The sequence below is a fragment of the Sphingomonas sp. genome, assembly GCF_019242355.1.
Lineage (GTDB): Bacteria > Pseudomonadota > Alphaproteobacteria > Sphingomonadales > Sphingomonadaceae > Sphingomicrobium.
In genome coordinates this window covers 1-5364 of sequence record NZ_JAFAVR010000204.1, presented here as the reverse complement: position 1 = coordinate 5364, position 5364 = coordinate 1, and the positions used below count along the sequence as shown (strand labels likewise).

4 protein-coding genes are annotated in these 5364 nt (G+C 64.1%); 2 read left to right on the top strand and 2 right to left on the bottom strand.

Features of this window, described 5'->3' with window-relative positions:
• Together JOZ79_RS10090 and JOZ79_RS10085 are read left to right on the top strand one after the other, a co-directional pair.
• The coding region (locus JOZ79_RS10090; protein WP_294073747.1) for a DUF5597 domain-containing protein at positions 1 to 199 on the top strand (199 nt) is incomplete at its 5' end.
• 8 nt (positions 200 to 207) lie between these two features.
• Positions 208 to 3099 carry a TIM-barrel domain-containing protein gene (locus JOZ79_RS10085; protein ID WP_294073745.1) on the top strand — a complete coding sequence of 964 codons (2892 nt, stop codon included), beginning with the start codon at positions 208 to 210 and terminating at the stop codon, positions 3097 to 3099.
• Here the strand turns inward: JOZ79_RS10085 and JOZ79_RS10080 are convergent.
• On the bottom strand, positions 3096 to 4604 hold the full coding sequence (locus JOZ79_RS10080; RefSeq protein WP_294073743.1) for an alpha-L-fucosidase: 1509 nt from the start codon (positions 4602 to 4604) through the stop codon (positions 3096 to 3098). The genes JOZ79_RS10085 and JOZ79_RS10080 overlap by 4 nt on opposite strands.
• A 77-nt stretch (positions 4605 to 4681) precedes the next feature.
• Positions 4682 to 5364: cupin-like domain-containing protein (locus tag JOZ79_RS10075; protein ID WP_294073741.1), on the bottom strand; the 683-nt coding region annotated here is incomplete at its 5' end.

Sequence of the window (5364 nt, the reverse complement as noted above, 5' to 3'; positions counted from 1 at the left end):
CGGGTCCGACGTCCGCATCCTGTTCGGTCTCGACCACCCCGCGGCCAGCGAGAATATGCAGATCCTGGACGTCGAGGAGGGCACGTATCAGGACGGTCGCTGGATGATGGAGCGTCGGTGGAACGGCGACCAGACCGATTATGGCTTGAACTTCACCCGGCCCGTGCTCCTGAAGGTGCGGCTGGGCACCTACCGATAGGAGTTCCGGTGAAGATCGCGCACCTGTCCATCGCCGCGCTCCTGCTTGGGACGGCGAGCGCCGCATTTGCGCAACCCGCCCCGCTCGCTCCCGACCACGTCGTCGTAAGCAAGGGCGTCGGCGAAGTCTCGGTGACACCCCTGCGCGGCCCCGCCGTCCGGCTCCAGATCTATGGCGACCGCATCATTCGGGTGACCCGCAGCTTGTCGCCCGGGTTCGACTTGCCGTCGAGCCTTGCGGTGACCGCTCGGCCTACCAACGTGCCCGCCACGATCACCGAGACACCCGGGCATGTTACGCTAGCGACCCCGTTCGTCCGGGCGACGATCGATTTCTCCGACGGCAAGGTAACTTTCGTGGATGCGGGTGGTCAGACCGACCTCGCCGAGAGCGCGCCAGGCAGCTTCGCTCCCGTCACCATCGACGGTGTCCCGCTCTACAGCGTTCGACAGCAGTTCAACCGGGGCACCGACGAGGGGCTGTTCGGCCTAGGCCAGCACCAGAACGGACAGATGAACTACAATGGCGAGGACGTCGAGCTCGCCCAGCACAACATGGACGTCGCGATCCCCTTTGTCGTCTCGACGCGCAACTACGGCCTGGTGTGGGACAATGCGTCGATCACACGGTTCGGCAACCCGCATTCCTACGCTCTCGTCGGCGGACCGGGCGACAGTCTGCGGGTAACCGGGTCGAACGGCGCTCCGGGATGGACCGCCACCTACAGCGTCGACGGCAAGCCAGTGGCGACACGCCAGGAAGCAACGATCGACTACCAGTATCTCGAGAGCCGCGGTAACTGGCCGGCCGGCACGCGCAAGCCCGACATGTCCGGCACCGTCGACAGTCTCAAGGTCGTGTGGACCGGCCGTATCGTTCCCGGCGTAAGTGGCCTGCACAAGTTCCGCCTGTTCTCGTCAGGCTACGCCCGCGTCTACATCAATGGGCACAAGGTGCTCGACCGCTGGCGGCAGAACTGGAACGCTTTCTACCACAATTTCGACGCCGAGCTTCCCGCCGGACGGCCCGCCGACATACGCATCGAATGGGAGCCGGACAGCGGCTACATCGCACTCGACCACAACGATCCCCTGCCCGACGCTGATCGTCACTCGATCTCCTTCGCATCCGACGCGGCCAGGGCGATCGATTATTACTACATCGGCGGCGACAGCATCGACAATGTCATCGCCGGCTTTCATCAGCTCACCGGCAAGGCCGTCCTCGCTCCCAAATGGGCCTATGGCTTCTGGCAGAGCCGCCAGCGCTACGAGACGCAGGATCAGCTGCTCGGCGTCCTTCATGAGTATCGCAAGCGCGGGCTTCCGCTCGACAATATCGTCCAGGATTGGCTCTATTGGCCGCAGGATGCCTGGGGATGCCAGTGCTTCGATCCGGCGCGCTTCCCCGATCCCAAGGGCATGGTCGACGACATCCACGCCAACCACGCGCAGGTGATGATCTCGGTCTGGGCCAAGTACTATAAGGGGCTCCCGAACTATGACGAACTCGCCGCGGTCCACGGCATCTACGAGACTGCGTCCAACCCGCTTCCGAGCGAGCCGAAAGATCATGATTATGTCCGGGACATGTACCTCGACTGGGTCGGCCCCGGCTATTTCAACGCCTTTTACGACCCATACGATCGCACGGCTCGCGACATCTATTGGCGCCAAGTGCGGGACGGCATCGCGGCCAAGGGCTTCGACGCCTACTGGCTGGATTCAGACGAACCCGACTTCCATTCCAACCTGTCGATCGCGGAGCGCGCCCGCCGCATGGGTCCGACGGCAGCCGGCCCTGCCCTGTCGGTCTTCAACTCCTACCCGCTCGAGCATGTCGAGGGCGTCTACCGGGGCCTGATCGCCTTTCGTCCCGACGTCCGCCCGTTCATCCTGACCCGATCCGCCTTCACCGGCATCCAGCGCGACGGCGCGGCGGTCTGGTCGGGCGACGTCGCCTCGCGCTGGGACAATTTCCGCGAGCAGATCGCAGCCGGCGTCAATTTCTCGATGTCCGGAGACCCGAACTGGACGACCGATATCGGCGGCTACACTATGGAGCCCCGCTTCCTGAAGCCGACGACGACCGATCTCGACGAATGGCGCGAGCTCAACTTGCGCTGGTTCCAGTTCGCCGCCTTCTCGCCTCTGTTCCGAAGCCACGGCGAGAATATCCATCGCGAGATCTTCGAAATTGCGTCCGCCGGTTCGCCGATGGAGCGGTCTATGATCTGGTATGACCGGCTGCGCTACCGGCTGATGCCCTACATCTACACCGCCGCCGCCGACAGTTACTGGCGCGATAGCGAGATCATGCGCGGCCTGGTCATGGACTTCCCTGCCGACCGTCGCGGGTGGAATATCAAGGACGAATACATGTTCGGGCCGGCGTTCCTGGTGGCTCCGGTCACCGCCTACAAGGCGCGGTCCCGGCAAGTCTATCTGCCCGCGGGCGCCGACTGGTACGACTTCTATTCCGGAGCGAAGGCCAAGGGCGGTCAGACGATCACCGCCGCAGCGCCGTTCGAGCACATGCCTCTGTTCGTGCGCTCGGGATCGATCATACCGACTGGCCCGGCCATCCAGTACGCGCTCCAGGATGCAAATCCGGTCATCACGCTCGTCGTCTACACCGGCGCGAACGGCAGTGCCTCAATCTATGAAGACGACGGGGTCAGCCGCCAATATCTGAACGGCCGCTATTCACGCATCCCGCTGAGCTACGACGACGGCACGAAGACGCTGACCTTGGGCACCCGTCAGGGTTCGTGGCCAGGCATGGCCGGAAGGCGAACGATCAAGGTTCGCTGGGTGAAGCCTGGCCGTCCGCTGAAGCTCGACGCGTCCGATGCGACGGTCACCTACACCGGCGCGCCGTTGACCGTACGGGCCCGCTAGACGAGCCCGCGCCCGCGCAGGGTGATGCGCGGGACCAGGAAGTTGGTAGCCGGCACCGTGACGACCAACGCATCCGCATCACGTCGGAATGGCAACGGTCGTCCATCCTGGAAGGTCACCTGCTCGACACGCGCGTCACGCAGCGACGCGATCCGGACCTCGCCGGACGGCGGCAGCATGAAGAAGGCGTGCAGAGCGTCGCCCTTGCGTGTGAACCGGATGTCCTCGGCGACGAAGGGTTTGGCTTCGTCCTCCGCCATCGATCCCACCGGCGGCTTCGTCGGTCCCTCTCCGAACACTTGCCACGGCCGCGACCCATGGATGGCGTCCCCGTTAACGCTCATCCACGCCGTAATGTCGTCCATCACCCGCTCTTCCTTGTCATCGATCGTGCCGTCGCCGCGGACCGGAATGTTGAGCATCAGGTTGCCGTTCTTCGATACCACGTCGACCAGCCGCTGGATCACGTCTCGGCCGCTTTTGTAACCATCACGCTCGTACAGCGCCCGATCGTAGTGCCAGTTGCCGATGCAGGTGTCGGTCTGCCACGGCTGCGGCTGGATGTCGGCGACGAAGCCCCGCTCTACGTCTTCGACGATAGCCCGCTTCTGCAGGCCGTTCAGCCGCTTTGCGGTGACAATGCCCGTCTCGCCATGCCAAGCGGCGCTTCGGCGGTAAAAGTGCGCGACGGCCTCCAGCCCTCGCCGCCCGAACGGAATCTGATAGTCGTCGAAATAGACCATATCGGGCTTGTAGCGCTCCACCAGATCCATCTGCCGGCGGAGCCACTGGTCGGCGAACGCTTGCCGCTCGGGCGGCACATCCTCCAACCATTGGCCGTCCCGCTGGTCGTGCCAGGCGGTCATCGCGGCAATTGTGCTCAGCCCATCCGGCGGCACATAGGTCGGGCCGGTGTAGAGCTCCTGCGGGTCGAGCCCGTCCCACCACTTGCCGCGCACCTGCTTCGCTCGGCGCCAGTAGGCGTCATAGCGGCGGCCCTTGCTCGGCCCTTCCGCGTCGTAGCCGTAGGCCGTCTGCCACCAGTGCCAGGCGTGGCTCGAATGGTTGGAAACTGCGAACTTGAGGTCGGTCTGCCGGACGATCCTCTCCCATGTTCCGACGATGTCGCGCTTCGGCCCCACTCGCACCGAGTTCCATTTGTGATGACGACTGTCGAAGAGATCGAGATTGTCGTGATGGCAGGCCATCGCCATGAAATAGCGAGCGCCGGCCTTGCGGTACCGGTCGAGCAGGTAGGCCGGGTCCCAACGCTCCGCCTTCCACTGCCCGATGATGTCGAGGAAACCGATTCGGCTCGGGTGGCCGTAATGCTTCACATGATGATCGTAAGCCGGCTGTCCCTGCACATACATCAGCCGCCCGTACCAGTCGCCAGCCTCGGGCTGGCACTGCGGCCCCCAATGCGCCCAAATCCCGAACTTCGCGTCGCGGAACCAGTCTGGGACCCGATGCTCGGACGCCAGCAACGCCCAGGCCAGGTCCATCTGCGCCGCATCAAGGGTCCCTCCCGAAGCGACTCCCGCCGCGGCTCCGGATGCGAGGAATGCGCGGCGGCCTAGCTTCAAACGCCGAGGCTCTGCAGCGCCCGAACCAGGTACTGCCGAAGCGCCTTGCGCACCTCCGGATTTGACCGCCCGATGATGCCGCGCGCGGACACTGGGATATGGGCCGCCGGGTCGCCGTTGGCGCGGAAGACGTAATGGTCGAATAGATTGCGCCAGGCCTGTCTCTTTTCCTTCGGCAAATGGCTGATCGTCAGAAGCGCATGGCCGAGCGCATGCATCGGCGAACCAGCGTCAACTGGCGCTTCATTCCACCAATAGTTCACCAGGACATTCAGTTGGCCGTTCGCCTGCACGGCGTGCCACCAGAGGGCCGGGATATAGATCGCATCGCCGGGCTCGAGATCCGCGACCAGTGCATGCTCTAAAGCCTCGCGGAATTTAGGGAATCGGCCGAAATCGACGGCTTCCAGGTCGACCATGCTCGTTGGCTGGCCCGCAACCGTCTTGTCGATCGGTCCGACATACAGGTTGGCGACCTGTTCGGGCGGAAACAGAATGAAGCGCCGGCGTCCAGATACCACGCACGCGATATTGTCGGACTCGTCGTAATGTGGAGCCACCCGGCTTGAATTGCCGATCCAGATGCGCGGCTCGCCGCCGCGGTCGGTCGCAATCCGTAGCGGATTTTCGGAGGAGAAAAGCGGAAGGATCCGCGCCGTCGCGGTCGAGCCCATGTAGA

Bases quoted from the DNA above. Each gene is read 5' to 3' on its own strand.
- JOZ79_RS10080 (WP_294073743.1), bottom strand. From the start codon at position 4,604: ATGGACCTGGCCTGGGCGTTGCTGGCGTCCGAGCATCGGGTCCCAGAC.